At 75.6% G+C, this 25,489-nt stretch carries 23 protein-coding genes; 14 read left to right on the forward strand and 9 right to left on the reverse strand.

Features of this window, described 5'->3' with window-relative positions:
* Window positions 1–261: 261 nt before the first annotated feature.
* Both PP1_RS09790 and PP1_RS09795 read right to left on the reverse strand, forming a co-directional pair.
* Window positions 262–1,227, reverse strand: a complete 966-nt coding sequence (locus PP1_RS09790; protein WP_010228861.1) for an NAD(P)/FAD-dependent oxidoreductase — start codon at window positions 1,225–1,227, stop codon at window positions 262–264.
* Window positions 1,224–1,874, reverse strand: a complete 651-nt coding sequence (locus PP1_RS09795; protein WP_010228858.1) for a GntR family transcriptional regulator — start codon at window positions 1,872–1,874, stop codon at window positions 1,224–1,226. Before PP1_RS09795 ends, PP1_RS09790 begins: the two co-directional genes overlap by 4 nt.
* 234 nt (window positions 1,875–2,108) lie before the next feature.
* Between PP1_RS09795 and PP1_RS09800 the strand changes: the two genes are divergently transcribed.
* The 4 genes from PP1_RS09800 (at window position 2,109) to PP1_RS09815 (ending at window position 6,432) form a co-directional block, all read left to right on the forward strand.
* Complete coding sequence (locus PP1_RS09800) at window positions 2,109–3,350, forward strand: CaiB/BaiF CoA transferase family protein (protein ID WP_010228856.1); 1,242 nt, start codon at window positions 2,109–2,111, stop codon at window positions 3,348–3,350.
* Window position 3,351: 1 nt separating this feature from the next.
* Window positions 3,352–4,272, forward strand: coding sequence for a hydroxymethylglutaryl-CoA lyase (locus PP1_RS09805; protein WP_010228854.1), 921 nt, complete (start codon window positions 3,352–3,354; stop codon window positions 4,270–4,272).
* Window positions 4,273–4,307: 35 nt separating this feature from the next.
* The gene (locus PP1_RS09810) at window positions 4,308–5,756 is read left to right on the forward strand and encodes a GntP family permease (RefSeq protein ID WP_010228852.1); all 1,449 of its coding nucleotides are present in this window, start codon (window positions 4,308–4,310) and stop codon (window positions 5,754–5,756) included.
* 64 nt (window positions 5,757–5,820) lie between these two features.
* Window positions 5,821–6,432, forward strand: coding sequence for an MSMEG_1061 family FMN-dependent PPOX-type flavoprotein (locus tag PP1_RS09815; protein ID WP_010228850.1), 612 nt, complete (start codon window positions 5,821–5,823; stop codon window positions 6,430–6,432).
* On the opposite strand, the gene PP1_RS09820 is transcribed toward PP1_RS09815, so the two are convergent.
* A complete protein-coding gene (locus tag PP1_RS09820; RefSeq protein WP_010228848.1) occupies window positions 6,419–7,372 on the reverse strand; it encodes an o-succinylbenzoate synthase in 954 nt (317 codons plus the stop codon). The genes PP1_RS09815 and PP1_RS09820 overlap by 14 nt on opposite strands.
* 10 nt (window positions 7,373–7,382) lie before the next feature.
* Window positions 7,383–8,837 (reverse strand): flavin-containing monooxygenase, encoded by a 1,455-nt coding sequence (locus PP1_RS09825; RefSeq protein ID WP_010228846.1) that lies wholly within the window; start codon window positions 8,835–8,837, stop codon window positions 7,383–7,385.
* Window positions 8,838–8,923: 86 nt separating this feature from the next.
* On the opposite strand from PP1_RS09825, the gene PP1_RS09830 reads away from it, so the two are divergent.
* The 4 genes from PP1_RS09830 (at window position 8,924) to PP1_RS09845 (ending at window position 12,662) form a co-directional block, all read left to right on the forward strand.
* Window positions 8,924–9,529: a TetR/AcrR family transcriptional regulator gene (locus tag PP1_RS09830; protein WP_029239470.1), complete on the forward strand. Its 606-nt coding sequence runs from the start codon at window positions 8,924–8,926 to the stop codon at window positions 9,527–9,529.
* 27 nt (window positions 9,530–9,556) lie between these two features.
* Window positions 9,557–10,318 (forward strand): siderophore-interacting protein, encoded by a 762-nt coding sequence (locus tag PP1_RS09835; protein WP_010228842.1) that lies wholly within the window; start codon window positions 9,557–9,559, stop codon window positions 10,316–10,318.
* A 66-nt stretch (window positions 10,319–10,384) separates the two neighbouring features.
* Window positions 10,385–11,125, forward strand: a complete 741-nt coding sequence (locus PP1_RS09840; protein ID WP_010228840.1) for a response regulator transcription factor — start codon at window positions 10,385–10,387, stop codon at window positions 11,123–11,125.
* Between the two features lie 10 nt (window positions 11,126–11,135).
* On the forward strand, window positions 11,136–12,662 hold the full coding sequence (locus PP1_RS09845; RefSeq protein WP_010228838.1) for a sensor histidine kinase: 1,527 nt from the start codon (window positions 11,136–11,138) through the stop codon (window positions 12,660–12,662).
* A 7-nt stretch (window positions 12,663–12,669) separates the two neighbouring features.
* On the opposite strand, the gene PP1_RS09850 is transcribed toward PP1_RS09845, so the two are convergent.
* The 3 genes from PP1_RS09850 to PP1_RS09860 all read right to left on the reverse strand — a co-directional run bounded on the left by PP1_RS09850 (window position 12,670) and on the right by PP1_RS09860 (window position 14,743).
* A complete protein-coding gene (locus tag PP1_RS09850; protein ID WP_010228836.1) occupies window positions 12,670–13,443 on the reverse strand; it encodes a MerR family transcriptional regulator in 774 nt (257 codons plus the stop codon).
* Window positions 13,444–13,861: 418 nt separating this feature from the next.
* Window positions 13,862–14,422 (reverse strand): spermidine N1-acetyltransferase, encoded by a 561-nt coding sequence (gene speG, locus PP1_RS09855; RefSeq protein WP_212567249.1) that lies wholly within the window; start codon window positions 14,420–14,422, stop codon window positions 13,862–13,864.
* 69 nt (window positions 14,423–14,491) lie between these two features.
* A complete protein-coding gene (locus tag PP1_RS09860) occupies window positions 14,492–14,743 on the reverse strand; it encodes a hypothetical protein (RefSeq protein WP_010228833.1) in 252 nt (83 codons plus the stop codon).
* 112 nt (window positions 14,744–14,855) lie between these two features.
* Between PP1_RS09860 and PP1_RS09865 the strand changes: the two genes are divergently transcribed.
* On the forward strand, window positions 14,856–16,514 hold the full coding sequence (locus PP1_RS09865; RefSeq protein ID WP_010228831.1) for an AMP-binding protein: 1,659 nt from the start codon (window positions 14,856–14,858) through the stop codon (window positions 16,512–16,514).
* Between the two features lie 75 nt (window positions 16,515–16,589).
* The gene (locus PP1_RS09870) at window positions 16,590–17,501 is read left to right on the forward strand and encodes a sucrase ferredoxin (protein WP_010228829.1); all 912 of its coding nucleotides are present in this window, start codon (window positions 16,590–16,592) and stop codon (window positions 17,499–17,501) included.
* A gap of 5 nt (window positions 17,502–17,506) precedes the next feature.
* Here the strand turns inward: PP1_RS09870 and PP1_RS09875 are convergent, their stop codons facing one another.
* Complete coding sequence (locus PP1_RS09875; protein WP_010228827.1) at window positions 17,507–18,286, reverse strand: HAD family hydrolase; 780 nt, start codon at window positions 18,284–18,286, stop codon at window positions 17,507–17,509.
* Window positions 18,287–18,297: 11 nt separating this feature from the next.
* Window positions 18,298–18,795, reverse strand: a complete 498-nt coding sequence (locus PP1_RS09880) for a GNAT family N-acetyltransferase (protein WP_075314984.1) — start codon at window positions 18,793–18,795, stop codon at window positions 18,298–18,300.
* A 118-nt stretch (window positions 18,796–18,913) separates the two neighbouring features.
* Here PP1_RS09880 and PP1_RS09885 point away from each other — a divergent pair, with 118 nt between their 5' ends.
* The 4 genes from PP1_RS09885 to PP1_RS09900 all read left to right on the forward strand — a co-directional run bounded on the left by PP1_RS09885 (window position 18,914) and on the right by PP1_RS09900 (window position 25,485).
* Entirely contained in the window at window positions 18,914–20,053 is a 1,140-nt protein-coding gene (locus tag PP1_RS09885; protein WP_075314030.1) for an acyl-CoA dehydrogenase family protein, read from the forward strand.
* Window positions 20,054–20,126: 73 nt separating this feature from the next.
* Complete coding sequence (locus PP1_RS09890) at window positions 20,127–22,073, forward strand: glycosyltransferase family 39 protein (RefSeq protein ID WP_083697049.1); 1,947 nt, start codon at window positions 20,127–20,129, stop codon at window positions 22,071–22,073.
* A gap of 77 nt (window positions 22,074–22,150) precedes the next feature.
* The gene (locus tag PP1_RS09895; RefSeq protein WP_083697310.1) at window positions 22,151–23,437 is read left to right on the forward strand and encodes a bifunctional glycosyltransferase family 2/GtrA family protein; all 1,287 of its coding nucleotides are present in this window, start codon (window positions 22,151–22,153) and stop codon (window positions 23,435–23,437) included.
* Window positions 23,434–25,485, forward strand: coding sequence for an ArnT family glycosyltransferase (locus tag PP1_RS09900; protein ID WP_075314029.1), 2,052 nt, complete (start codon window positions 23,434–23,436; stop codon window positions 25,483–25,485). The genes PP1_RS09895 and PP1_RS09900 overlap by 4 nt, the downstream gene beginning before the upstream one ends.
* Window positions 25,486–25,489: the final 4 nt, after the last annotated feature.

Raw genomic sequence — 25,489 nt, forward strand, 5'->3', positions numbered from 1 at the left:
GCACCTTCCCCCTAGCGGCAGGACCTGTACGGGACGAAGGGCTGGGCGGCAGCACGACCTGGGCGGCGGCGGAGCCTTGCCCGCAGCGGTGGCGCCCGAACGGGACGAAGGAGCTGTGCCGCCGCACGACCTTGGCGGCACGGACGAGTCCTCCGGAGTGGCCGGGGGCCGGCAGGTCGAGACTGCGCGATCCGGTACACGGCCGCCGCCGGGTCTGTGCGGTTGCGGCAGAACCGCTGCGGCGGCGGACCAGCCGGGCGGTCAGAGGGCGAGGCGGGTGGCCAGGGCGTGGCCGAGGGTCCGGCCGGAGAGCCAGGCCGTCTGGACCCGGGATCGTCCCCAGCCGTCGCCGGCGAGGGCGATGTTCTCGTCGTCGAGGTGGAAGGCCGTGGAGCGCTGGTCCGCTGGGGCCGCGTACCGCCAGCGGTGCACGTGGGTCCACTCCGGACCCGGGCCGATCCCGAGCAGCTCCCGCACCGCGGCCGTCATGGCGGGGACCGCGGCGGCGGGATCGGCGTCGTGGCGGCGGGCGACGTCGCCGGTGGAGTGCGCGACCAGGACGGGGGCGTCGTCGCCGCGGCGGTCGCCGTCGTCGGCGACGAGCGACAGGACCGGGTGCTCGTTCACGAACGCGGCGGGCAGCGCGGGCCAGTCGTGGTGGGCGAAGCCGAGGGTCAGCGCGAGCACCGGGTTCCACTTTCGTCCCGCGACGGCGGCGCCGGCCGGGGTTCCCGGATCGAGCAGCCGGGCGGCCTGCGGGTCCGGCATCGCGAGCACGACGGCGTCGCAGGGCTCGCCGTCGACCAGCGGTCTCCCGTCCGGTCCCGGCCGCACGGCCGTGACGAGACGTCCGGTGTGGACGGTCAGGTCGCGCGCGGCGTCGGCGACGAGCGACCGCAGCCCACCGGGTGCCGCCCACCGCATCGGGCCGGGGGCGTCGGCGGCGCGGGTGCCGCCGTCGAACACGGCGAGGGTGTCGGTCCACTCGCGGAGCAGGCCGTCACGGCGCCAGCGGTCCACCCGGTCGGCGAACGCGTCGTCGGACACCGTGAGGTAGGCGGCCCCGATGTCGGCGGGCCGGCCGTCGTGCCGGTGCACCGCGAGCCGTCCCCCGGCTCCGCGGGCCCGTTCGAGCACGGTCACGTCGGCGCCGCGTGCCGCCAGCTCCCCCGCACAGGTCACCCCGGCGATCCCGGCCCCGACGACGACCACCCGCGGCGCGCTCATCCGCCGTCCTCCGGCAGGTCGGCCAGCACCTCGGAGGAGCTGAGCAGGTGCGTGGTCATCGCGGCCCGCGCCAGCTCGGCGTTGCGCCGCCGGATGGCCGAGACGATGTCGTGGTGCTGGCGCTGGCTGCGTTCCAGCTCGGCGGGCGAGTACTGGCCGAAGTTCCGGGCGATCGCGTTGACGCTCACGAGCTGCTGCAGGAGCTGCGGGAGCCGGGGACTGCGGGCGGCCTCGACGATCCCGTCGTGCAGCTCCGCGTTGTGCACGCTTCGCCGCTCGATCGCCTCCGGGTCGGTCCGGTCCCCGAGGGCGTCCATCGCGGTGAGGGCCCGTTCGATCCGGGCGAGCTGCTCGTCGGTCCGGAGCTCGGCGGCCCGGCCCGCGGCGTGGCTCTCCAGGACCGCACGCAGCGCGAAGACCTCGCCGAGGTCGTCGGCGTCCCACCGGATGACCCGCGCGCCGCGGTTGGCCTCGATCTCGACCAGCCCGTCCAGGCTCAGCCTGCGCAGCGCCTCCCGGACCGGGGTCCGGCTGAGGTCGAGCCGTTGCGCCAGCGAGGATTCGGCGAGCTTGTCGCCCGGCCGGAACTCCCCCTCCAGGATCGCCGCACGGACGGCCTCGTAGGCGCGTTCCGCTCCCGTCGCCATGGGCTCGCCCTCACCTCCGCCGGAGTCGCGGCACGGCCGGCGTCCCGGCCCCGACCGCAGCCTAAGCGGTCGTGCACGGGCACGTCCCGGCGGCCGAATGTACACAATCAATGCCGTTCCGGGAAGTAATCCCCAGGAAAGAACGAACTCTTGACGAATCATGTGTACAACTTGCAGTCTGACGTGGCGTACACCACGCGATCTGCCTCGACGCGGAGGAGACCGGCGAGCCCCATGACGACGACGTCGACGACCCCCGGCAGCGCCGCTGCCGGCACCACGACCGACGGGCCGCTCGCCGGCCTCCGGGTGGTGGAGACCGGCTCGCTCATCGCGGGCCCGTTCTGTGCCCAGCTGCTCGGCGACTTCGGCGCCGAGATCATCAAGATCGAGGACCCGGGCGCGGGCGACCCCATGCGCCAGTGGGGCAGCTGCCGGCCGTCCGGCCACTCGCTGTCCTGGCCGATCATCGCCCGCAACAAGAAGTCCGTGACCTGCAACCTGCGGAGCCCCGAGGGACAGGAGATCCTCCGCGGCCTCGCGGAGCGCGCCGACGTGGTGGTGGAGAACTTCCGCCCCGGCACGATGGAGCGCTGGGGCTGCGGCTACGAGGACCTGAGCCGGACCAACCCGGGGATCATCATGACCCGGGTGACCGGCTACGGGCAGACCGGGCCGTACGCCCAGCGTGCCGGGTTCGGCGTGATCGGCGAGGCGATGGGCGGCATCCGCCACCTCACCGGCGAGCCCGGACGCCCGACGGGCCGGATCGGCGTCTCCCTCGGCGACTCGCTCGCGGGGACGTTCGCCGCGCTGGGCACCGTGATGGCCGTGGTCGGCCGGCAGCGCACGGGCGTCGGCCAGGTCGTGGACTCGGCGATCTACGAGGCCGTGCTCGCGCTGATGGAGGCATCGCTCCCGGAGTGGGAGCTGGCCGGTTTCCAGCGGGAACGCAGCGGGAGCACCCTGCCGGGCGTCGCACCCAGCAACGTCTACCCCACCCGGGACGGCGCCGAGGTGCTCATCGCGGGGAACCGCGACACCGTCTTCCGCAGGCTGGCCTCGGTGCTCGGCCGCGAGGACTGGCTCGACGACGACCGGTTCGCCACCCACGGCGCGCGCGGCGAGCACGGCGCGGAGCTCGACGCCCTGATCGGGGCGATCACGGCGACCCGGGACAGCGCGGCGCTGCTCGACGCGCTGCACGACGCGGGCGTCCCGGCCGGGCTCGCCTACCGCTCGGAGGACATGCTCCGCGACCCGCACTTCGCCGCCCGGCAGGCGATCGTCCGGCTCACCCATCCCGCGCTCGGCCCGTTCCCGATGCAGAACGTCGTGCCGCAGCTGTCCGGTACCCCCGGCCGGGTCGGGAGCCTCGGCCCGGAGCTGGGCGAGCACACCGACGCCGTCCTGTCGTCGGTCCTCGGCCTGGACGACGCCCGGATCGCGGAGCTCCGCGCGCGGGGGGTCGTCTGAGATGGGCGCGGATCACGGGATCACGCTCGTCGAGGTCGCGCCCCGCGACGGCCTGCAGAACGAGGCCGTCCACCTGACGGTGCCGCAGAAGCTCGAGCTCGTCGCCCGCTGCGTCGACGCCGGCGCGCGGCGGATCGAGGCGGTCAGCTTCGCGAACCCGGCGCGGGTCCCGGCGATGGCCGGCGCCGAGGAGCTGATGGCGCAGGTCCCCCGCCGCCCGGGCGTGCGGTACGCGGGGTTGGTCATGAACGACCGCGGGCTCGACCGCGCGCTCGCCTGCGGGGTCGACGAGATCGACGTCGTCGCCGTCGTGACCGACACGTTCAGCCGCCGGAACCAGAACACGGACACCGCCGGCGCCCTGGCACTGGTCGCCCAGCTGGTGCCGCGGGCGCGCGCCGCGGGCGTCCCGGTGACGGTGACCCTCGGCGCGTCGTTCGGATGCCCCTTCGAGGGCGAGGTCCCGCTCGACCGGCTACGCGCGTGCCTCGCCGCGGTCGCGGACGCGGGACCGGCGGAGATCGCGCTGGCCGACACCATCGGCGTCGCCGTCCCGCGGGACGTGCACGAGCGCGTCGCGCTGGCCCGCGAGGCCGCCCCCGGCACCCCGCTGCGGATCCACCTGCACGACACCCGCAACACCGCCGTCGCCAACGCGCTCGCCGCCGTCGAGGCCGGGGTGACCGTGCTCGACAGCAGCATCGGCGGCGCGGGCGGGTGCCCGTTCGCGCCCGCCGCGACCGGGAACGTCGCGACCGAGGACCTCGTCTACGCCCTGCGGCGCAGCGGGATCGACGTGGGCCACGACCTGGAGCTGCTCCGGGACTGCGCCCGCTGGCTGGAGACCGTGCTCGAACGACCGCTGCCCTCGGCGCTGCTCGCCGCGGGCGACTTCCCCGACCGGAGCCGGCAGGCCGGCTGAACCGCAGAGAAAGCGAGAACGGTGTGATCGGATCAATGGCGATCCTGCACATAGCGATCGCGGTCGCCGGCATCGTCGGCACGATCGTCCTCCTCCGGGTCGAGCCGGTGATCGCGCTCGTGCTCGGCGCGGCGTACCTCGGACTCGCGACCGGTCAGGGGGTCGAGGGGACCAGCACGGCCGTCGCCGAGGGCTTCGGCTCGGTGATGGGCGAGATCGGGCTCCTGATCGCGTTCGGTGTCCTGCTGGGCTCGCTCGTCCAGGCACTCGGTGTGCCGCAACGCATCGCCGAGGCGATGCTGCGGACGTTCGGGCGGGGCGGCGTGCCCTACGCCTACGGATTGTCCCTCGGCGTCGTGCTGGCCTCGGTGTTCGCGGACGTCCTCATCGTGCTGGCCGGTCCGCTGACCCGGCACGCGTCGCCGCGGCTCGGCCGCGACGGGCACGGCCTGCTCTCCGGGACGGCGATCATCGGCATCACCGCCGGGCTCACGTTCGTCGTCCCCGGGACCGCACTGATGGCGGTGATCGGCGTGCTCGGCATCCCGGTCGGGCAGGCGCTGCTCTACGCGTTGCCGGTCGGCGTGCTCACGATCGTCGTCACCGTCGCCGTCTACAGCGCACTGATCCGCTACGGGCTCTGGAACGCCGCGCGCGACCAGCTCTTCCCCGACGGGGACCCCGGCGACGGCGCCTCCGCGCCGCGGCCGGACACCGGCTCCGGTCCCGTCGACGACGGTGGGTCGCGCGCGCCCGACGGCGACGGCGTCGCCCCGGAGCCGGCGGGCCGGGCGGCGGTCGGCACGACCGGTGCGGACGCCCCGGCACGGCTCCCCGACGGTCCACTGTGGCTGTTCGCCGCCCCGCTGCTGGTCACCGTCGTGATGATCCTGGCCGGGGCGGGTCTCACCACGGCGGGCGTGCAGGGCACGGTCGTCGACGTCCTCGGCGACGTCAGCACCGCCCTGTTCACCGGCGTCTGCGTGGCCTACGTCGTCGCCCGCCGGGTGCTGGCCACCGAGGAGCTGGACGAGGCGGTCCGCCGCGGCATGCGGACCAGCGGGTCGATCCTGGTCCTGACCGGCGTCGGCGGCAGCTTCGCGGCGCTGGTCGGCGGGACGGACGCGGGCGACTACCTGTCGGGCCTGTTCAGCTCGGGGTTCGGCTCCCCGATCGTCCTCACCTGGATCATCGCCGCGGTCCTGCACGCGGCGGTCGGGTCCATCACGCTCGGCGCGCTGACCGCGGTCGGGATCGTCGCCCCCGTCGCCCAGGCGGCGGGCCCCGGCGAGGCCGTCCTCATCGGACTCGCCGCGCTGTCCGGGGCGCTGTTCGGCGGCCTGCCGAACGCGAACGGCTTCTGGCTGTTCAAGTCGGTGTTCGACCTGTCCGTCCGGGGTGCGCTGAAGACGTACACGCTCGGCCCGTCGATCTCCTCGGTCGTCTCCTTCCTGCTCCTGCTCGCACTGTCCGCCGTGGTGTGAGCCGGGCGCCGTTTCCGTGAAGCCCCTTCACGGTTAGGGTGTCCTAAGACCTTGGGGGGAGCACATGGACGAGATCACCGACGAGGCGCGGCTGCGCGAGGTCATCGGCGAGACGAGCGCCGCGATCCGGGACAAGGCCCGCGACCGGGTCGACCCGGTGACGGCGGACTTCCTGGCGGCGTCGCCGTTCTTCCTGCTCGCGACGACCGGACCGGACGGCGTCGACGTCTCGCCGCGGGGCGACCCCGCCGGCTGCATCCTGGTGCTCGACGAGCGCACGGTGGCCTTCGCCGACCGCAAGGGGAACCGGAAGCTGGACTCGCTGCGCAACATCCTGCACGACCCGCGGGTCGGGATGATCGTCGTCGTGCCGGGGTCCAACGACACGGTGCGGATCAACGGCCGCGCCCGGATCGTGCACGAGCCCGACTTCGCCGACCGGCTCGAGGTCAAGGGGTCCACGCCCGACGTGGCGATCGTCGTCGAGATCGACGAGCTGTTCCTGCACTGCGCGAAGGCGTTCCTGCGGTCGTCGCTGTGGGACTCCTCGACGTGGCCCGCGAAGGGCGAGGTGCCCACCGCCGGGAAGCTGGTGAAGGGGCAGTACCGCATCCCAGGCCCGGCGAAGGCGATCGACGTCGCGCTGCGCCGGGACGCGAAGGTCAACCAGTACTGAGCGCCGCGACGCGGTCGTACCGGGCCCGCCACCACGCGTCGCGGTCCGGCGGCGCCGCGGCCGCGTCCCGGTGCACCGGCTCCGGGGCCCGGCGCGGCACCGGGAGGAACCCGCCGTCCGGGAGGTAGGGCTCGGCGACGACGTCGGCGGCCAGCAGCGACGCCGTCCCGAGCCCGCAGGCGTGGTGCAGCTCGGGCAGCGCCCCGGCCAGCGCGAGCCCGGCGGCCAGCCCGACCCCGGACTCGACGGCCGACGACACGACGACCGGGAGCCCGCACTCCTGCGCGATCCGCAGCGCCCGCCGCACCCCGCCGAGCGGCGACACCTTGAGGACGACGACGTCGGCCGCCTCGGCACGCACCACCCGCATCGGGTCCTCCGCGCGGCGGATCGACTCGTCGGCGGCCACCGGCACGTCCACGGCGCGCCGCACCGCGGCGAGCTCCTCCACCGAGGCGCAGGGCTGCTCGACGTACTCCAGCCCGCCCGCGGCCCTCTCCAGCCGGGCGATCGCGGCGACCGCCTCGTCGACCGTCCACGCCGTGTTCGCGTCGACCCGGACCAGGCCGGACGGGCCGAGCGCGTCCCGCACGGCGGCGACCCGCTCCTCGTCCTCCGCCGCCGGCCGGCCCTTCTCGGCGACCTTGACCTTCGCCGTGGTGGCGCCGGAGGCCCGCACGATCCGCTGCGCGTGGTCGGGGCCGACGGCGGGCACGGTCGCGTTGACGGGGATCCGGTCGCGCACCGGCTCCGGCCAGCCCTCGTGGGCCGCCTCCCGGGCCGCGGCCAGCCAGGCGACGGCCTCGCGGTCGTCGTACTCGGCGAAGGGGCAGAACTCGCCCCAGCCCGCAGGCCCCCGCAGCAGCAGCCCCTCCCGGACCGTGATCCCGCGGAACCGGGTGGTCATGGGCAGCGCGTAGGTCCAGACGGGGTCGTCCACCCCGCCCAAGCTAGGCGACGAGCTCGTGCGCGGCCGGGTCGGCCCGGCGGGTCCGGTTCCGGAAGGTGAAGGTGTAGCCGGGCCACAGCGTGCGGTTGCGGCCGTGCTCGTCGAGGTACCAGGACGCGCACCCGCCGGAGCCCCAGACGGCCGCGCCCAGACGGTCCTGCAGGTCGGCGTTGTGCGCGTCCTGCACCTCGGCGCGGGTGTCGATCGCGACGACGCGGTTGCGGTCGACCAGCTCCATCGCGTCGAGGACGTAGTTCAGCTGCGACTCGATCATCAGCACCATCGAGCTGTGCCCCAGCCCGGTGTTCGGCCCGACGACGGCGAACAGGTTGGGGAACCCGGAGACCGTCGTGCCGTGCAGCGCCTGCGGGCCGTCCCGCCAGGCGTCGGCGAGCTTGACGCCGTCGCGGCCGGTGATCGCCATCCGGCTCATGCCGTCGCCGACCCGGAACCCGGTGCCGAACACGATGACGTCGCACGGGTGCTCGACGCCGTCGGTGGTGACGACGCCGCGCGCGGTGATCCGGTCGATGCCGGTGGTCTCGACGGAGACGTCGTCGCGGCGCAGTGCCGGGTAGTAGTCGTTGCTCATCAGGACGCGCTTGCAGCCCATCGTGAAGTCCGGGGTGACCTTCCGGCGCAGCTCCGGGTCGCCCGCGAAGGTCCGCCGCAGGTACAGCCGCGCCGCGCGCTCGGCGAGCTTCATGATCCGCGGGTGCATGAAGCCGACGACCATCGCCTCGTGCCGCCAGTACAGCGCCGTCCGGTAGGCTCGCCGCAGCCCGGGCACCCGGCGGAACGCGCGCCGGGTGCGCTCCCGGATCGGCTTGTCGGGCTTGGGCAGCACCCACGGTGCGGTCCGCTGGAACAGCGTGAGGTGCTCGGTCTCCGGGGCGATCGCCGGGACGAACTGGATCGCCGAGGCGCCGGTGCCGATCACGGCGACGCGCTTGCCGCGCAGGTCGGTGCCGTGGTCCCACTGGGCCGAGTGGAACGCGGTGCCGGCGAACTCCTCCAGGCCCTCGATCTCGGGGACCGACGGCTCGTGCAGGGCGCCGGTGCCGAACACGACGTAGCGCGCCCGCAGCAGCGTGCCGTCGGCGAGCGTGACGTCCCAGGCGGCGCCGTCCCACTCGGCACCGGTGACGTGCGCGCCGAACCGGATCCGGTCGCGCAGCCGGTAGTGGTCGGCCACGTCCTCCAGGTAGGCGCGGATCTCGGCCTGCCGGGCGAAGGTGCGGCTCCAGTCGTCGTTCGGGAAGAACGAGAACGAGTAGAGGTGCGACTCCACGTCGCAGGCGCAGCCCGGGTAGACGTTGTCCCGCCAGGTGCCGCCGAGGGTCTCCGCCTTCTCCAGCATCAGCCAGTCGCGGCGCCCGGCCCCGTCCAGCCGGATGGCGGCACCCAGCCCGGCGAATCCGCTCCCGACGATCAGCGTGTCGACCTGCTCGGACATGCGTCCCCTCCGGATCACGTCGGCTCACATCACTGTTACCGGCGGTAACCTACCACGGGTAACTTACTGCGGGTAGGGTCCCCGCCGTGACCACGCAGACCGTTCCGGGACCCCGGCGCCGCGTGCCCCGGGCCGAGCGGGAGCGCCAGATCGTCGACGCCGCCGTCGCCGTGTTCGGCGAGCGCGGCTACGCGAACACGTCGATGGAGGCCGTCGCCGAGCGCGTCGGTGTCACCAAGCCGGTGCTCTACGCGCACTTCGGCTCCAAGGAGGGCCTGCTGCTCGCCGCGATCGCGCGGGCACGGGCCGAGCTGCTCGAGGTCGTCGCGGAGGCCGCGGGCGCCGCGCACGACCCGGAATCGATGCTGCGCGGCGGCACGCTGGCGTTCTTCACCTACCTGGACCGCAGGGCGCCGGCCTGGCAGCTGTTCTGCTCCGAGGCAGGGGTGGCCGACGACGCGCTGGAGGAGATCCGCGCCCAGCAGACCGACTTCATCGCCGGGCTGCTCGCCGCCCAGGTGCCGGGCACCGAGCCGGAACGGCTCACCGGCTGGGCGCAGGTGATCGTCGGGGCCGGGGAGCGGCTCGCCGTCTGGCGCGGGCAGGACGAGCGCGTCACCGCCGAGCAGGCCACCGACTACCTCATGGAGGTCGCCTGGACCGGGCTGGCGGGACTCCGCCGGAACCGCTGAGGCGCCCGTCCGGGAGACTGGTCGGCCATGAGCACGACCGCACCCCGCCTGCTGCAGGTGACCCGCACCGAGCGGGTCACGCCCGGGATGGTCCGGGTGACCCTCACCGGCGAGGAGCTGGCCGGTTTCCCCGGCCACGGCCCGGACCGCCGGATCAAGATGTTCTTCCCGGTCGAGGGGCAGGAGCGCCCCGCGGTGCCGCGCGCGTCGACCGGCGGTCCGGTGTGGCCCGCCGGTGAGGCCCGCCCGGCGATCCGGACCTACACGGTGCGCCGCTTCTCCCCCGGTGCGGGGGCGCACGGCGAGCTCGACGTCGACTTCGTCGTGCACGCCGGGTACGGCCCGGCGGCGGCCTGGGCGGTGGCGGCGGAACCCGGGAACTGGGTCGGGGTGTCCGAGCCCGGCGGCCGCTGGGCCCCGGACCCGGCGGCCGAGCACCAGGTCGTCATCGGCGACGAGTCGGCGCTGCCCGCCCTCGCCACCGTGCTGGAGACGCTCACGGAGGAGCATCCGGCGGTGCCCGTCCGGGCGATAGTCGAGGTCTCCGGGCCCGACGAGGAGCAGCCGCTGCCCGGCGACGCCGAGGTTCACTGGGTGCACCGCGGGTCCGACCCGGCCGGCGAGCCGCTGGTCGCGGCCGTGCACGCTGCCGAGCTGCCCGCCGGGCGCGGGCAGGCGTGGCTGTCCGGCGAGTCCGCGGCGGTGAAGGACCTGCGCGCGCACCTGCTCGGCGACCGCGGTTTCGACCGGCGCGCCGTCTACGCCACCGGGTACTGGCGGGCCCGCTGACCCGGTCGCAGCATGCCGACAGCCGGCCCACAGCCGTCGCACAGGTCGGGGCTGTGTGCTGGCACCATGACCGAGGTGATCGACCGGGGAGCCGACCAGCTGCGCCGCGCCGACGGCAGCCCGATCCGGGTGCTGGTCGTCGACGACGAGTCGACCCTGTCGGACCTGCTCTCGATGGCGCTGCGCTACGAGGGCTGGGAGGTCCGGACCGCCGGTGACGGTGCGACCGCGGTGCGGCACGCCCGGGAGTTCCGGCCGGACGCGATCGTCCTCGACGTCATGCTGCCCGACGTCGACGGCTTCGAGGTCCTGCGCCGCGTCCGGGCAGGCACCCCCGAGGTGCCGGTGCTGTTCCTGACCGCGCGCGACGCGGTCGAGGACCGGGTCGCCGGCCTCACCGCGGGCGGCGACGACTACGTGACCAAGCCGTTCTCGCTGGAGGAGCTCGTCGCCCGGCTGCGGGGGCTGCTGCGCCGGGCCGGGATGGCGGCCGCGCAGCGCTCGTCCGAGCTCGTCGTCGGGGACCTGGTGCTCGACGAGGACGCGCACGAGGTGCGCCGCGCCGACCGCCCGATCGAGCTCACCGCGACCGAGTTCGAGCTGCTGCGCTACCTGATGCGCAACCCGCGCCGGGTGCTGTCGAAGGCCCAGATCCTCGACCGCGTCTGGAACTACGACTTCGGCGGCCAGTCCAACGTGGTCGAGCTCTACGTCTCCTACCTGCGCAAGAAGATCGACGCCGGGTACGCCCCGATGATCCACACGGTGCGCGGCGCCGGTTACGTGCTGCGGCCCGCGGCGGAGTAGGACGGGTCGCATGGTCGTCACGCGGGTCTCCGGGCGGGTGCGCTCCCTGCGCGCCCGGCTGGTGATCACCGTCCTGCTGGTGTTCACCGTCGCCTGCGTGGCGATCGGCGTGACGACGACGCTCTCCCTCGACCGCTACCTGTCGTCCCGGCAGGACCGGGAGCTCGTCCTCGCCCTCGACGGCTTCGTCTCCCGGCAGACCGGGCAGCCGCCCGGGTCGGTGGCCGACCCGGGCGGGGACCGCACCGCGCCGGACGCCGGCTCGGGCGCACCCGGGCCGGGGCGCTCGCCGCTGCCGGCCGTCCCGGGCGACGGGTTCCTCATCGGTCCCGGTCAGGGGCCCGGCTCGATGGCCGCCGTGTTCGACGCCGGCCGGGTCGAGCGCGCCGAACGCGCCGAGCGGGGCGGGACCGGCACCTCGGTCGCGGACACCGACGTCGCGGCCCTGCAGACCGTCCCTGCCGACGGCGCCCCGCACGACACGGCGCTCTCGCCGGGGAACTACCGGGCGGTGGCGCACGTCGCCGGCACGAGGACCTACGTCGTCGCGCAGCCCGACAGTGCGGGCGAGACCGTCGACCGGCTCCTGGTCACCGAGGTGATCGTGCTCGGCGCCGCAGTCCTGCTCGCCGGGCTGGGCGCCGCCGTCCTCGTCCGCCGCGAACTGCGACCCCTCGAACGGGTCGCCGGTGTCGCCGCCGGGGTCGGCGCCCTGCCGCTGGACCGCGGAGAGGTCCACCTCGCCGCGCGCGTCCCCGATCCCGATCCCCGCACCGAGGTCGGCCAGGTCGGCACCGCCCTGAACCACATGCTCGACAACGTCGAGGGCGCGCTCGCCGCCCGCCAGGAGTCCGAGACCCGGCTGCGCCGCTTCGTCGCCGACGCCAGCCACGAGCTGCGCACCCCGCTCGCCGCCATCCGCGGCTACGCCGAGCTGTCCCGCCGCGAACCCGACCCCGTCCCGGCCGGCACCACCCACGCCCTGACCCGGATCACCTCCCAGGCCGAGCGCATGAGCACCCTCGTCGAGGACCTGCTCCTGCTGGCCCGTCTCGACTCCGGCCGCCCCCTCGAACGCACCGAGGTCGACCTGACCCGCCTGGTGCTCGACGGTGTCGGTGACGCCCACGTCGCCGGCCCGGAGCACCGCTGGTACCCCCGGCTGCCCGACGACCCCGTCACCGTCACCGGCGACACCCACCGGCTCGCCCAGGTCGTCACCAACCTGCTGGCGAACGCGCGCACCCACACCCCGCCGGGCACGTCGGTGACCGTCGGCCTGGACCGGCCGGCCCCCGGCCGCGTCCGCCTCCGGGTCGGCGACGACGGCCCGGGCATCCCGCCCGAGGTCCTGCCCCGGGTGTTCGAGCGGTTCGCCCGCGGGGCGGAGGGCCGCAGCCGGGCCGGCAACGACACCCCGAGCACCGGGCTCGGCCTGGCGATCGTGTCCGCGGTGGTCGCGGCACACGACGGCACCGTCTCGGTGGACAGCGAGCCCGGGCGGACGGTCTTCACCGTCGAGCTGCCGGGCGCGTGAGTGCCGGTCAGTCCCGGTCGCCGGTGGCCGGGGTGTCCGGCGCGAGGTCCCCGGAGAGCTGGCGGATGAAGTCGTCCATCGCCTCCTGCATCGTCTGCCGGAACGCGCCGAGCAGCGACTGGGTCGCGACCGGCTGCAACGCCTCGACGGCCGTCCGCAGGTCGGCGACGCCGTCGCGGGGCAGGCCGGCGTCGACGTGCGCCTGCCACACCTGGTCGCGGAACAGGGCGACGAACATGTCCGCGATCTCCCGGGTGCGCCCGCGCAGCGCCACCCCGACCTCGACGACCGACTCCGGCGACAGGCCGAGCGCGATGGCGTGCACCCCGGCCCGCACCATCGACGGGTTGAGGATCCGCAGGCGCCCCTCCGACGGCCACTCCAGCAGCCCGGACCCGGCGAGGAGGGCGAGCGACTCCGCCGGGAGCTCGGCACCCGCCCACTCGACGAACTCGCTCTCGTCGATCTCGACGGGCTCCTCGGGCTGCCAGGGCGCGAGCATGCCGCGGTAGAGCCGCAGCGCCTCCTCGGCGCTGCCCGACGGCGTCTGGTTGATCAGCACGCCGATCGCCGCGAGGGAGAAGCCGCGGCGCTGCAGCCCGGCGATGAGGTCGAGCCGGGCGAGGTGCTCGGGGCCGTACCAGGCGGTGCGGCCACGCATCTCCCCTGCCTGCAGCAGGCCACGGGACAGGTGTGCGCGCACGTTGCGCACGGTCATCCCGGCCCGCGCGGCGAGCTGGTCGATGGGGTACTCGTCCCCGGCGGGCGGCGATCCGGACATCGGTGCGGACCCTACCCGGGGAAGGCGGTGGGGGCGGCGTCCCACGGCGGGACCGCAGCCGGATCGGGCGGTGCCGCGCCGTCCGCCGCCGCGACTCACGAGAGACGGACGATCAACGGTGACACGAGTCGGTGTTCCATGACGGCGACATCGGCGCCACGCCGATCCAGACCCTGTTTCTGCTGCTCATCGCCGTGCCTCCCGAAGACTTTGACATGACCTCTTCTTCGGATAGTACTGTTCGGCCGTGTCGACGTCACGACCGAGGACGCGGATCGGCCCCCGCCGGGGGAACGGTCCACGCGCCCGGGTGACGGCGAAGGCCCCGGCCGCATGCCCGCGGCCGGCACCCACCGGACCGGCCGACGGGTCCCCCTCCCTGCCGGCCGGTCCGGTCCCGGCACACCGGCGTCCGGGGTCAGGACCGCCCGAGGTGCTGGTCCTGGAGGATCGCCATCCGGTAGGCGTCGCGGTAGCGGCCGCTCGCGAAGAACTCCTCGCGCAGCTCGCCCTCGACGACGAACCCGGTGCGCTCGTAGGCGCGCACCGCGCGGGTGTTGTCGACGTCCACGACGAGGAAGACCTTGTGCAGGTTGAGCACGCCGAAGGCGTAGTCCAGCGCGGCGGACGTCGCACGCGCGGCGAGACCCCGGCCCTGGAACGCCGGGTGCACGATGATCTGGAACTCGGCCTTGCGGTGGATGTAGTCGATCTCCACCAGCTCGACGAGGCCGGCCCGGCCGTCGCGCACGGCAGGATCGTCGCCGGAGCCGCCGGCGGCGGCGAGCTGAATGACGAACCGGCGCTCGCGGACGTCGTGGACGTGCCGGTCGTAGATGTCCTGCAGCTCGACGAGCGCCTCGTAGGGCTCCTCGAACCAGTAGGACATGATCCCGGAGTCGTTGGAGAGCTCGTGCACGAACGCGAGGTCGTCGCGCTCCAGGGCACGCAGCCGCATGTCCGGGGTGGGGGGCGTCACGCAGGCCTCCGGGCCGATCGATCGGACGTCGTCGACCCGGAACCTACGAGATCGCGGCCCGGCCGCCGCTCAGCGCGTGGCGTGCGCCCGCTGCGGGACGCAGGCCGGGCAGTCGCGCCACGGCAGCGCGTGCGAGTCGGCGGGGCGGGCGGCGCCGCACCGGCAGACGCCGGCGAGACCGCCGAAGCCGGGCATGGTCTTCGTGGGACGACCGGCCCGGACCAGGGTGCGGCCGGAGGCGGGCGTGCGGGCAGGCAGGTACAGGCGCATCAGGATCCCCGACGGTGTGCTGACGTGAGCGGTGACCTGTGGGTCACCCACGGAGACATCGTCGTCACACCCCGGAACATGACAGGTGCTCGCCGTGACCTCTGACACATCACCCGCCACCGGACCCGGCGACGCCGGGGAGAGCACTGCGAGACTGCGGCGCATGGCCGCCTCCCCGCTGCTCCAGAACCTGTCCGGCACCGCACGCTCGGCCTACGAGCTGGGCAGCGGCACCGCCCGCGCGGCCGTCGCCCTGACCCGGTCCGGCGTGGTGCGTCCGCTCGGGCCCGGCCGGCTCTACGGGATGGGCCGCGCGTTCGTGCGGTACGGCCACAGCATCACCGCGGCGTTCGCCGTCGGCGCGGCCCGGCACCCGTACCGGCTCGCGGTCGTCGACGACGACGGCGTCACCACCTACGCCGAGCTCGACCAGCGCACCGACCGGCTCGCGCTCGCGCTGCTCGACTCCGGAGCCGGGCCGGGCGCACCGGTCGGGGTGCTCTGCCGCAACGCCCGGGCGCCGATCGAGGCCATGATCGCCGCCGGGAAGGCGGGCGCCGACGTCGTGCTCGTCAACACCGGGCTGTCCGCGGAGCAGATGCGCGGCGTGCAGGACCAGCAGCAGCTGCACACGATCGTCACCGACCCGGACTTCCTCGGCATCGTCCCGGACGGCCCGCGCGCGGTGCTGACGTCGACCCCCGACCGGCCGCGAGCCGCCGGCGACCGGGTGCTCGACGACCTCGAGGTGATGGTGGCGCGGGGCGGGCCGGGCGAGCTCCCCTTCCGGCCCGAGCCGTCGAAGCAGATCGTCCTGACCTCCGGTACGACCGGCACGCCGAAGGGCGCCCGGCGGCCGCACCCGTCGAGCCTGGCCCCGGCCGCGTCGATCCTCTCGGCGATCCCGCTGCGCGCCGGGGAGCCGGTGCACATCGCCGCGCCGCTGTTCCACACCTGGGGCAACGCCGGGCTGCTGCTGGCCTCGCTGCACGGCGCGACGGTCGTCCTGCGCCGTAAGTTCACCCCGGAGGGCCTGCTCGACGCGGTCGCCGAGCGCCGGTGCACCACGGTGTTCGCGGTCCCGGTGATGCTGCAGCGGGTGCTGGAGTCCGGCACAGCGGGCTGGACGTCCGGCCACGCCCCGCGGATCGTCGCCGTCTCCGGGTCCGCACTGCCCGGCGGGCAGGCGCAGGACTTCATGGACCGTTTCGGCGACTGCCTCTACAACCTCTACGGCTCGACCGAGGTGTCCTGGGTGTCGATCGCCGGTCCGCAGGACCTGCGCGACGCCCCCGGCACCGCGGGCCGCGCCCCGGCCGGCACCACCCTGCTCGTCCTCGACGACGACGACCGGGCCGCCGCGCCGGGCGTCGAGGGCCGGGTGTTCGTCGGCAACGACCTCCCGTTCGAGGGCTACACCGGCGGCGAGGAGGGCCTCGAGGAGCGCGATGGCCTGCTCGGCACCGGCGACGTCGGGCACCTCGACGAGGCGGGACGGCTGTTCCTGACCGGCCGGGCCGACGACATGATCGTCTCCGGTGGCGAGAACGTGCACCCGGGCCCGGTCGAGGACCTCGTCTCCGGGATGGACGGGGTCCGCGAGGCCTGCGTTCTCGGTGTGGACGACGACGACTACGGCCAGCGTCTCGCCGCCTGGGTCGTCCTCGAGCCGGGCGCCGACGTCTCCGCCGACGCCGTCCGCGACCGGGTCAAGGCCGACCTCGCGAAGTTCGCCGTCCCGCGGGACGTGCACTTCCTCGACGAGCTGCCGCGCAACCAGACCGGCAAGGTCCTGCGTGCCGAGCTCCCGGGTCGTTCCTGATCACGACCGGGGGTACGGACCGCCCGACCGGGGGGTCCGGCTTGAAGTTAGGTCAACCTTCCCTACACTGACCCGATGACGGTCACCTCCCCGCTCGCAGGCCCGCGGGCCGCGGGGGCTCCCCTGCGCGCCGGCTGCGCCGCGCTCAGCGAGGACGCCGGTGAACCGCTGACCGGGACCGCACCCGCCGCTCGCCGGCTGGTCGCCGTCGAGCACGTCGGTGCCTGGCCGCGCACGGTCGCCGACCACCCGGATCCCGACGTCGCCGAGCTGTACACGCGGCTGCGCCACGAGGACGTCCTGCTGCTGCTCCTCCGCCGGACCGGGCGGGCCGGGCGGGACTGCGACGGCGCGCGCACGGTCTACGTCGCCGACCTGGCCCCGGGCGCGTCCCGGGTCACCCGGCAGTCCGTCCGCAGCACCGACGACCTCGCCCGGATCACGTTCGACCCGGACGCCGGCGAGCCCGTCACCGACCCGGTGATGCTGGTGTGCGCGCACGGCAGGCGCGACGTCTGCTGCGCCGTCCGCGGCCGCGCGCTCGCCGCCGACCTCGGCGCCGAGGGCGCCGACGTCTGGGAGTGCACCCACCTCGGCGGGCACCGCTTCGCGCCGACTGCGCTGGTCCTGCCCACCGGGTACGCCTACGGCCGGCTCGACACCGGCAGCGGGCTGGCGGCGCTCAAGGCGGCGGCCGGCGGCGGCGTCGACCCGTGGTCGTGCCGCGGGCACGCCGGGCTGGAGCCGGTGCAGCAGGTCGCGGAGCTCGCCGTCCGTGAGCACACCGGCATCGGTCACGCCGGCGCCCTGCACGTGGACGCCGCGCACGAGCCGGGCCCGGTCACGGTGCGGTGCACCGACGGTCGTGCCTGGTCGGTGGAGGTCCTCCCCGACGGGGGGCTGCCGCCGCGGCCGCCGTCCTGCGGGGCGGTGCTGGAGCCGGCGGAGCCGCTGGTCGCGGGCGTGCCGGTCGAGCTCGGCCGGTAGGTCCCTCAGAACCAGCGCCGCAGCGCCGCCGCGAGCCCGTCCTCGGCGACGGTCGCGGTGCTGGAGTCGGCGTCGGCGTGCACCTCCGGCGGGGCCTGGCCCATCGCGACGCCGTGCCCGGCCCAGCGCAGCATCTCGCGGTCGTTGTCGCCGTCGCCGACGGCGAGGACGTCGGCCCGGTCGATCCCGAGCCGGGCCGCGACGCGGGCCAGCCCGGACGCCTTGGACATCCCGGCGGGGACCAGCGTCACCCAGGGCAGCTCGTGGTCGAGGGTCATCGTGGCGTCGTCGAACTCCAGTCCGGCGGCGCGTTCGGCCGTCTCGGCGGGGGTCCGGCCCGGCCAGTACATGATCAGCTTCGGGGTGGGCTCGCGGAGCAGCCCCTCGACGCCGACCTCCGTCACGTTCCCGGCGAGGATCCCGTCCGGGAACGGGCCGCTCACCCGCTGCCCGACGCCGACGTGCTCCCCCGCGAACACCGCCCCCGGGAAGTGCTCGCGCAGCCGGGCGAGGCCCGCGCCGACGTCGAACCGCGACACCGACAGCACCCGGCGGGTGGCGGTGTCCATCTCGACGGCGCCGTTCGAGGTCAGCGTGACCCCGGTGTCCAGGCCGATCCGGTCCAGCGCGGGCGCGACGCCGACGACGGTCCGGCCGGTGCAGAGCATCACCACGGCGTGCCGGCCGGCGGAGGTGATCGCGTCGAGAACGGCGGCGGACGGGGGTCGCTTCCCGTGCACGATCGTGCCGTCGATGTCCAGGGCGACCAGTCGGGGTCGGGTCACAGCACGAGAGCCTATGTCGCCGCCAGCCGGTACCGGACGGCCCCGTCGGCGGAGCCGGTGCGGTGCATCCCGATGCGCTCCAGCACCCGGACCGACGCCGGGTTGCCCGGCTCAACACCGGCGACGACCCGGGGCACGCCGTCGGCCAGCGCGAGCGCGGCCAGCGCGCGGGCGGCCTCCGTGGCGTAGCCGCGCCGGCGCCGCGACACGACGACGCCGTACCCGAGCTCCAGGCCGCCGTCGCCGTCGGGGAACAGGCCGGCCCCGCCGACGACGAGGCCGGTCGCCCGCTCCACCAGCAGCCGGTGGCCGTGCCGCCCCCAGCCGGGCCCGCCCGGGTCGCGGGCGAGGAGCCGGGCGATCTCCCGGTCGCCGCAGGCGGGGAAGTCGGCGGCCCAGCCGTCCCGCCGGGCCCCGGCGACGACGGCGGCCGCGACCTCGGGACTCCAGCGGCGCAGCAGCAGACTCGGGGTCGTCAGGTCGGGCACCGGGGTCCGCGGTTCGGGCACCGGCGGATCCTCCCCGCGCGCCGCGCCGCCCGCCACCGGGTTCGCGGCAGGTGTGACGTCGGGTGCGGATCCGCCCGGTACCGGCCCGCCGCGACGGCGCCCGTGCGACGGTGCCCGGGTGAGTGCGTCCACCGGCACCGATCCGTTCGCTCCCCCGGCCGAGCTCGCCGCGCACCCGGCCGTCGTCGCGGCGTCCGGGATCGCGGGGACCGTCCTCGCCCCGCGAGCCGCCGCGGCCGACGACCCGGCGCGCGGGGTGTCCCGGGAGTCCTGCGAGGCGGTGGCGCGGGCGGGGCTGCTCTCGGTCGCCGTCCCGGTCGCCGAGGGCGGCCTCGGCGGCGACGCCCGGGTCGACGCCGAGACGGTCGAGCTGCTGGCCGGGGCGTGCGGGGCGACCTGGTTCGTCGGCACCCAGCACCGCACCCCGCAGCAGCTCGCCCGGGGCGGGCCCGCGGAGCTGCCGGAGGGGACCGTGCGCACCGGACCTGCCGCCGCACTGCACCGGGCGGACCTGGGCTCCGGCGCCCGCCGGTCCGGGATCGCGATCGCGCACCTGCGCCGGCCGGGCCCGCCTGCGGTGACGGCCGAGCCGGACGGCACCGGGTGGCGGCTGCGCGGCCGCTCCGACTGGTGCACCGGGTGGGGACTGACCGACCTGCTGATGATCGGCGCCGTGGCGCCCGGCGACCGGTACCTGTTCGTCCTCGTCCCCGCCCGGGAGACGCCCGGGCTGCGGGCCGGTGCGCCGCTGCCGCTCAGCGTGATGGGCGGGACCCGCACCGTCGCCGTCGAGTTCGACGACCTGGCCGTCGGCGGCGACGCGGTGCTCGCCGAGATCGACGGCGCCCCCTACCGCGAGCTCGACGCCGCCCGCACCGCGAACGCGACCCCCGCCTCGATCGGGCTGCTGCGCCGGGTGCTGGCCGAGCTCGACCGGCTGGGCCGGGAGCGGGACCGCCCGGAGGCCGTGGACCTCGCCGCCGCGCTGGCACCGGAGGCCGCCCGGCGCCGCGCGGAGGTGTACGCCCTGCTCACCGGAGTGCCGCTGCGGGAGCGGACCGCCGAGCGGACGGCGCTGCGCGGCGAGCTCGCGGCGCTCACCGTGCGGGCGGCGCAGGGGCTGGTCGCGGCCCGCGCCGGGTCGGCGCTGCTGGCGTCGAGCCCGGAGCAGCGCTGGGCCCGGGAAGCCATGTTCTACCTGGTGCAGGCGCAGACCGCACCGGTGCGCGCGGCGCAGCTGAGCGCGCTGGCGGGGTAGCCCGGGCGGTACACAGCCCCCGCACAGGTCGATCACCGGGACGGCACAGCGGGCCCCGGCAGCGTCGGCGGGCGTGACGAGCACCCTGCAGCGTTCCCGGCCGGTCCCCGCGCGGGAGCCGGCGCCCCCACGCGGGTGGCGGCGGCACGTGCCGCTCGCCGTCCTGCTCACCGGGACGGCGGTGCTCTACCTCTGGGGGCTGTCGGAGTCCGGCTGGGCGAACGCGTTCTACGCGGCCGCCGCCCAGGCCGGTGCGCAGAGCTGGTCGGCGTGGTTCTTCGGCGCGTCCGACGCCGCGGGCGGCATCACCGTCGACAAGGCGCCCGGTGCGCTGTGGCCGATCGGACTGTCGGTCCGGCTGTTCGGGCTGTCCTCCTGGAGCGTCCTGGTGCCGCAGGCGCTGATGGGTGTCGGCTCGGTGGCGCTGCTGCACGCGGCGGTGCGCCGGGTCGCCGGTGACGCCGCCGGTCTGCTCGCCGGGGCGGTCCTGGCGCTGACCCCCGTCGCCGTGCTGATGTTCCGCTTCGACAACCCGGACGCGATGCTCGTGCTGGTCCTGACCGGCGCGGCGTACGCGGTCACCCGGGCCGTCGAGCAGGGCCGGACCCGCTGGCTCGTTCTCGCCGGTGCGCTCGTCGGGTACGGGTTCCTCGCGAAGATGCTGCAGGCGTTCCTGGTGCTGCCCGCGTTCACGCTGGTCTGGCTGCTGGCCGCGCCGGTCGCCTGGTGGCCGCGGGTCCGAGGGCTGCTCGCCGCCGGCGTCGCGCTGCTGGTGTCCGCCGGCTGGTGGGTGCTGGTCGTCGAGCTGTGGCCGGCGGCCGACCGGCCCTGGATCGGCGGGTCGCAGGGGAACAGCGTGCTGGAGCTGGTGTTCGGCTACAACGGCGTCGGACGGCTGACCGGCGACGAGGTCGGCTCGGTCGGGGGCGGTGCCGGTGGTGGCTGGGGCGAGACCGGGCTGCTGCGGCTGTTCGGCTCGGAGATGGGCCGGGAGGCGTCGTGGCTGCTGCCGGTCGCGATGCTGCTGCTCGGCGTCCTGCTGTGGCGGTCCCGGCGCGCACCCCGCACCGACCCGGCGCGGGCCGCCGCCCTGCTGTGGGGCGGCTGGCTGGTGGTCACCGGCCTGACGTTCAGCCTGATGGCCGGGATCATCCACAGCTACTACACGGTCGCGCCGGCCCCCGCGGTCGCGGCGCTGACCGGCATCGGCGTCGTGACGCTGTGGCGGGACCGGGCCGCGCTCGCGTCCCGGCTGCTGCTGGCGGCGACGGTGCTGCTCGCCGCCGGGTGGTCGTCCGCGCTGCTCGCGGGGGCGGCCGGCTGGCTGCCGTGGCTGCGCTGGACGGTGCTGGGCCTCGGCCTGGTCGCGGCCGCCGCACTGACCGGGGTGCACCGGATGCCGCGGGCGCTCGCCGCGGGCGTCGTGGTGGCGGCGGTGCTGGCCGGGCTGGGCGGCACCGCCGCGTGGTCGGTGGCCACGGCGGCGACGCCGCACACGGGCGCGATCCCGACCTCCGGGCCGGAGGGCCACGGGTCCGGGCCGGGCGGGCGCGGCGGCCCCGGCGGGATGCGCGACGGTCGCGGTGCGGGCGGGCCCGCGAACGGCCTCCCCGACGGTGGCGCACCGGGTGGCGGTCCCGGCGGCATCCTCGGCTCCCCCACCCCGTCCGCACAGGTCACGGCCCTGCTGCAGGAGGACGCGGCGGACTACACCTGGGTCGCGGCGGCCGTCGGTTCGAACCAGGCGGCCGGGTACCAGCTGGCGTCCGGTGGCCCCGTTCTCGCACTCGGCGGGTTCAACGGCACCGACCCGTACCCGACCCTCGACGCGTTCCGGCAGATGGTGGCGGACGGGCGGGTGCACTGGTTCGTCGGCGGCTCCGGCGGCGGCATGATCGCGAGCTCGGACACCGGCGGCAGTGACGCGGCGACCCGGATCGCGGAGTGGGTGCAGGCGTCGTTCCCGGCCCGGACCGTCGACGGCGTCACCCTCTACGACCTGTCCGGGGCGGCGTCGTGACCGGCGGGCACGTGCTCACAGCCGGCGCACAGGTCGATCACACGGCCGCGACAGAGCCGGGGACGACCGTCGGTGCCATGACCCCAGTCGTCACCGGCCCCGAGACCGTGACCCGACCCGACGTGCCGCCGCCACCGCAGCGGCCCGGACGAACCGTGCTGGACATCGTCGTCCCGGTGTTCAACGAGGAGTCCGATGTGGAGTCCTCGGTGCGGCGGCTGCACGCCTTCCTCACCGGCGGGTTCCCCTACACCTTCCGGATCACGATCGCCGACAACGCCAGCACCGACGCCACCCCCGTCATCGCGGCCGGGCTGGCCGCCGAGATCGCCGAGGTCCGCACGGTCCGGCTGGAGCAGAAGGGCCGCGGCCGGGCGCTGCGGCAGGTCTGGTCCGCGTCCGACGCCGACGTACTCGCCTACTGCGACGTCGACCTCTCCACCGACCTCGGCGCCGTCCTCCCCCTGGTCGCGCCGCTGGTCTCCGGGCACTCCGACCTGGCGATCGGGACCCGGCTCGGCCGCGGCTCCCGCGTCGTGCGCGGGGCCAAGCGGGAGTTCGTCTCCCGCAGCTACAACCTGATCCTGCGCGGCGCGCTGTCCGCCCGGTTCTCCGACGCCCAGTGCGGCTTCAAGGCGATCCGCTCCGACGTCGCCCACCGCCTGCTGCCCCTCGTCGAGGACACCGGCTGGTTCTTCGACACCGAGCTGCTCGTCCTCGCCGAACGCGCCGGCCTGCGCATCCACGAGGTCCCGGTCGACTGGGTCGACGACCCCGACTCCAGCGTCGACATCGTCGCAACCGCCGTCGCCGACCTGAAGGGCGTCTGGCGGGTCGGCCGGGCGCTGGCCCGTGGCGCGCTCCCACTGGCCGACATCCGCGCCCAGCTCGGCCGGGCACCGCTGGAACCGGCGCCGGTGCCGGGCGTCCCGCGGGCGATGCCGTTCCAGCTCGCCCGGTTCGCGGCGATCGGCGTCGCCTCGACCGTGGCGAACCTGCTGTTGTTCCTCGCCTTCCGCGGGATCCTCGGCCCGATCACCGCCAACGTCGCCGCGATGGTGATCTGCGCGGTGGTCAACACCGCCGCGAACCGGCGGTTCACCTTCGGCGTCCGCGGGCGCGAACGAGCCGTCACCCACCAGTTCCAGGGACTGGTCGTGTTCGGGCTCGGCCTGGCACTGACCACCGGCGCGCTCGGCATGCTCACCCTCGCCGCCCCCGGCGCCCACCTGGCCGTCGAGGTCGCGGTGATCGTCGCGGCCAACCTCGTCGCGACGGTGCTGCGCTTCGTCCTGTTCCGATCCTGGATCTTCCGCCGCGAGACCACCCCCGTCCCCACGCTCGAGAAGGCAGCCGCCCGGTGACCACCACGCTCGACCGCGGGCCGTCCGCACGGCCCCGCACCGACGACGACACACCCCCCCACCGGCCCTGGCACCGGCCGGTCTCGGTCGCCGCCCTGCTGGTCGCGACCGGCGTCCTGTACCTGTGGAACCTGGGCGCGTCCGGCTGGGCCAACTCCTTCTACGCCGCCGCGGTCCAGGCCGGGGCGAACGACTGGACGGCGTTCTTCTTCGGCTCCCTCGACCCGTCGAACGCGATCACCGTCGACAAGCCGCCCGCCGCGCTGTGGCCGATGGAGATCGCCGCCCGGGTCGCCGGGTTCAGCTCCTGGAGCCTGCTCGTCCCCCAGGCGCTCATGGGGGTCGCCGCGGTCGGGCTGCTGTACGCGGCCGTGCGCCGGGTCTCCGGGCACGGCGCCGGGCTGCTCGCCGGTGCCGCACTCGCGCTGACCCCGGTCGCGACCCTGATGTTCCGCTTCGACAACCCCGACGCGCTGCTCACCCTGCTCCTCGTCGCCGCCGCCTACCTGGTGGTCCGCGGTGTCGAGGACGGCCGCACCCGGTGGATCGTCGCGGCCGGGCTCGTCGTCGGGTTCGCCTTCCTGACCAAGTCGCTGCAGGCGTTCGTCGTCCTGCCGGCGCTGGCCCTGACCTGGGTGTGGGCCGCTCCCGGACGGCCGCTGCGGCGGGGGTGGCAGCTCCTCGCCGGTGGCGCCGGGATCGTCGCCGGTGCCGGCTGGTGGCTGCTCGCGGTCGCGCTCTGGCCGGTCGGGTCCCGGCCCTGGATCGGCGGGTCCGGTGACAACACCCCGCTGGGCCTGGCCTTCGGCTACAACGGCCTCGGCCGGATCCTCGGCGGCGACGGCAACGGCGGTGGCGGGACGCCGGGTGGCGGTGGCGGGACGCCGGGTGGCGGGGCCGCGGGAGCCCCCGGTGCGACGGCCGGTGCCGACGCGGCCGGCGCGGCGGGCACGGCCGGTGCGACGCCGCCCGGCGGCGGGATGATGCCGCCCGGCGGCACGGGCGGTGGTCCCGGCGGCACGGGCGGGAACACCGCGTTCGGTGGCGGGACGGGCGTCCTGCGGATGTTCGAGGCCGCCTTCGGCACCCAGGTGTCCTGGCTGCTGCCGGCGGCGCTGCTGCTGGTCGTCGCCGCACTGGTGCTGCGCGGGCGGGCGTCCCGGACCGACCCGGTGCGCGCGTCGCTGCTGCTGTGGGGCGGCTGGACGCTGGTCACCGCGCTGGTCTTCTCCTTCATGGAGGGCACGATCCACCCGTACTACGCGGTGGCACTCGCCCCCGGGATCGCGGCGCTGGTCGCGGTCGGCGGCCGCGAGGTCCTCGCCCACCGGGACCGCTGGTGGGCGCGGGCGGTGCTCGCGGTCGCGACGGCCGGGACCGCGGTGTGGGCGTTCGTCCTGCTGGGCCGGTCGCCCGACTTCCTGCCGTGGCTGCGGTGGGTGGTGCTGGTGCTCGGCGTCGTCGCCGGGGTGGCGTTGCTGGTCCGGTACGGCGGGAGGCGGGTGCTCGCCGTGGTGCTCGGGGTGGCGGTCCTGTCCGGGATCGCGGCACCGGCGGCCTACGCGGTGCAGACGGCCGCGACCGTGCACGGGGGCTCGATCCCCACGGCCGGACCGCAGGTCTCCGGCTCGCAGGACGGCGTCGGTGGCCGCGGCGTCCGCGACGGCGGGCGAGGTCCGGGTGGGCCCGGCGGCGCCGAGACGAACGCCGAGGTCGCCGCGCTCCTCGCCGACGCCGGCGACGCCCGCTGGGCCGCGGCCACGATCGGCTCGCAGAGCGCCGCGTCGATGATGCTCGCCGCCGGCGGCGACACGGCCGTCATGGCGATCGGCGGCTGGTCCGGCAGCGACGAGTTCCCGACCCTGGAGCAGTTCCGGCAGTACGTCGCGCAGGGCGAGATCCGGTACTTCGTCGGCGGCGGCGACGGTGGTGGGCCCGGTGGCGACCGCGGCGTCGGCGCCGCGATCACCGAGTGGGTGGCGGCGCACTACACCGCCACCACCGTCGGCGGGACGACCGTCTACGACCTCGCGGCCCCGTCCCGCTGAGGCA

Source organism: Pseudonocardia sp. P1 (assembly GCF_000178675.2).
In the GTDB taxonomy this organism is placed as follows: domain Bacteria; phylum Actinomycetota; class Actinomycetes; order Mycobacteriales; family Pseudonocardiaceae; genus Pseudonocardia.